The organism is Hydrogenophaga sp., from assembly GCF_028698005.1.
Taxonomy (GTDB): domain Bacteria; phylum Pseudomonadota; class Gammaproteobacteria; order Burkholderiales; family Burkholderiaceae_C; genus Hydrogenophaga.
This window is the reverse complement of the sequence record NZ_JAQVEJ010000241.1, coordinates 1-3,104: the sequence shown is the minus strand read 5'-3', so window position 1 is coordinate 3,104 and position 3,104 is coordinate 1. Positions and strand designations below refer to the sequence as shown.

General features: G+C 66.3%; 3 protein-coding genes. All 3 read right to left on the bottom strand.

Annotation, left to right across the window (positions count from 1 at the left end; translation table 11 throughout):
• The coding region (locus PHQ87_RS15405) for an acyl-CoA dehydrogenase family protein (RefSeq protein WP_300236309.1) at positions 1-1,223 on the bottom strand (1,223 nt) is incomplete at its 3' end.
• Between the two features lie 80 nt (positions 1,224-1,303).
• Positions 1,304-2,233 carry an FAD-binding protein gene (locus PHQ87_RS15400; RefSeq protein ID WP_300236306.1) on the bottom strand — a complete coding sequence of 310 codons (930 nt, stop codon included), beginning with the start codon at positions 2,231-2,233 and terminating at the stop codon, positions 1,304-1,306.
• 12 nt (positions 2,234-2,245) lie between these two features.
• Complete coding sequence (locus tag PHQ87_RS15395; protein ID WP_300236304.1) at positions 2,246-2,995, bottom strand: electron transfer flavoprotein subunit beta/FixA family protein; 750 nt, start codon at positions 2,993-2,995, stop codon at positions 2,246-2,248.
• Positions 2,996-3,104: the final 109 nt, after the last annotated feature.

The window sequence follows — 3,104 nt, the reverse complement described above, 5'->3', positions numbered from 1 at the left end:
CTGGTGATCTCCAGGCTCATCTCGGTGCTGTAGCCCTTGACCAGCGGCACCAGGAATTCGTAGAACGTGGCATTTTGCTTGCGCACGTCGGCATCCGGATGGTGGTGCGCCGCATCGTAGGCTGCGGCAGCCACGCTGGCCATGGCGCGGCAACCCTCGGTGGCGGCGCGCATGGTCATGAGCATGCGCTTGACGTCCGCGTGGTGAATGATCGGCGCGGCGGTGGTGAAGCTGCCGTCCACCGGGCGGCTCTGCACGCGCTCCCGGGCGTAGGCCACCGCCTTCTGGTACGCGCGCTCGGCGATGGCGATGCCCTGCACCCCCACCGCATAGCGGGCCGCGTTCATCATGATGAACATGTACTCCAGGCCGCGGTTTTCCTCGCCGACCAGGTAACCGGTGGCGCCGCCGTGGTCGCCGTACTGCAGCACCGCCGTCGGCGAGGCCTTGATGCCCATCTTGTGCTCGATGGAGACGCAGTGCACGTCGTTGCGCGCGCCCAGCGACCCGTCGGCGTTGACCAGGAACTTGGGCACCACGAACAGGCTGATGCCCTTGACGCCCTCGGGCGCTCCGGTCACTCGGGCCAGCACGAGATGGACGATGTTGTCGGCCATGTCGTGCTCACCGTAGGTGATGAAGATCTTGGTGCCGAAGATCTTGTAGGTGCCGTCAGGCTGCGGTTCGGCGCGCGTGCGCACCGCGGCCAGGTCGGAGCCGGCCTGCGGCTCGGTCAGGTTCATGGTGCCGGTCCACTGGCCGCTGACCAGCTTGTCCAGGTAGGTGGCCTTGAGGTCATCGCCGGCGGCCGTGAGCAGCGCCTCGATGGCGCCATCGGTGAGCAGCGGGCACAGCGCTAAGCTCATGTTGGCGCTGTTGAGGATCTCGCCGCAGGCCGCGCCGATGGTCTTGGGCAGGCCCTGGCCGCCGAAGTCCACCGGGTGCTGCAGACCCTGCCAGCCACCCTCGGCGTACTGGCGGTAGGCGTCCTTGAAGCCCGGCGTGGTGGTGACCTGCCCGTCCTTCCAGAACGACGGGTTCTTGTCACCCTCGAAATTCAACGGCGCGATCACGCCTTCGTTGAGCCGGGCGCACTCCTCCAGCACGGCCTGCGCGGTGTCCAGCCCCGCCTCCTCAAAGCCGGGCAACTGGGCCACCTGGTCGATGCGAGCGATGTGCTCGATGTTGAACAGCATATCCTTCAGGGGGGCGGCGTAGCTCATGCGGGATCTCCGGAAGCGTCTTGGGGAAGTACAGATACAAGAAGGGCATCGCGAACGATGCCCTTGCGCTCGGAAGCGGCTTACAGTTTGGCGACCAGCTCGGGCACGGCCTGGAACAGGTCGGCCTCCAGGCCATAGTCGGCCACCTGGAAGATGGGCGCCTCCGGGTCCTTGTTGATCGCCACGATCACCTTGGAGTCCTTCATGCCCGCCAGGTGCTGGATCGCCCCCGAGATGCCCGCCGCAATGTACAACTGCGGCGCCACGATCTTGCCCGTCTGTCCCACCTGCAGGTCGTTGGGCGCGTAGCCCGCATCCACCGCCGCACGCGAGGCACCAATGGCCGCCCCCAGCTTGTCCGCCAGCGGCGTCATCACCTCGTTGAACTTCTCGGCACTGCCCAGCGCTCGGCCCCCGGAGACGATGATCTTGGCCGCCGTCAGCTCCGGCCGGTCGCTCTTGGCGATCTCGCTGCCCACGTACGCGCTCTGGCCGCTGGCGGCCACCGCCGCCACCGTCTCCACCGCCGCGCTGCCACCCTGGCCCGCAGCGTCAAAACCCGTGGTGCGCACCGTGATCACCTTCTTCGCATCCGCGCTTTGCACCGTCGCCATCGCGTTGCCCGCGTAGATCGGCCGCTCGAACGTGTCGCCACTGACCACCTTGGTGATGTCGCTGATCTGCGCCACATCCAGCTTGGCCGCCACGCGCGGGGCCACGTTCTTGCCACTGGCCGTGGCCGGGAACAGCAGGTGGCTGTAGCCCTCGGCAACGGCCAGCACCTGCGCCGCCACGTTCTCGGCCAGCCCGTGGGCAAAGCCCTCGGCGTCCGCGTGGAGCACCTTGGCCACCCCCGCGATCTGCGCCGCCGCCTGCGCCGCTGCACCCGCGTTGTGTCCGGCCACCAGCACGTGCACCTCGGCGCCCAGCTGCGCCGCAGCCGTCACAGTGTTGAGCGTGGCGCCCTTGATCGTCTGGTTGTCGTGTTCTGCGATGACGAGTACGGTCATGTTCATTTCTCCTCAGATCACCTTGGCTTCGTTCTTGAGCTTGTCCACCAGCGTGGCCACATCCGGCACCTTCACGCCAGCCTTGCGTCCGGCCGGCTCCGCCACCTTCAGCGTCTTCAGCCGCGGCGTCACGTCCACCCCCAGGTCCGCCGGCTTGAGCGTCTCCAGGGGCTTTTTCTTGGCCTTCATGATGTTGGGCAGCGTCACGTAGCGCGGCTCGTTCAGGCGCAGGTCGGTCGTGACCACCGCCGGCAGGCTCAGCTCAACGGTCTCCAGACCACCATCGACCTCGCGCGTGACCTTCACCTTGTCACCCCCGACTTCCACCTTGGAGGCGAAGGTGCCCTGGGGCAGGTCGGCCAGCGCCGCCAGCATCTGGCCCGTCTGGTTGGCATCGTCATCGATCGCCTGCTTGCCCAGAATCACCAGGCCCGGCTGCTCCTTGTCCACCAGCGCCTTGAGCAGCTTGGCCACCGCCAGCGGCTGCAGCTCCTCGGTGGTCTCCACCAGAATGCCCCGGTCGGCACCAATGGCCATGGCCGTGCGCAGCGTCTCCTGGCATTGCGCAACACCGCACGAGACCGCGATCACCTCGGTGGCCACGCCCTTTTCCTTCAGGCGCACCGCTTCTTCCATCGCAATCTCGTCGAACGGGTTCATGCTCATCTTCACGTTCGCAATATCGACGCCGCTGCCGTCGCTCTTGACACGCACCTTGACGTTGTAGTCCACCACGCGCTTGACGGGGACGATGACCTTCATATGCGGTTGCTCCTCAGGGTTGGGAAATGGAAACGGGTTCGAATGGGGATGCACGGACATTGACGTGCACGTCAATTCGGATTGTATGTGCCCTCTGGCAGGGAAGCCG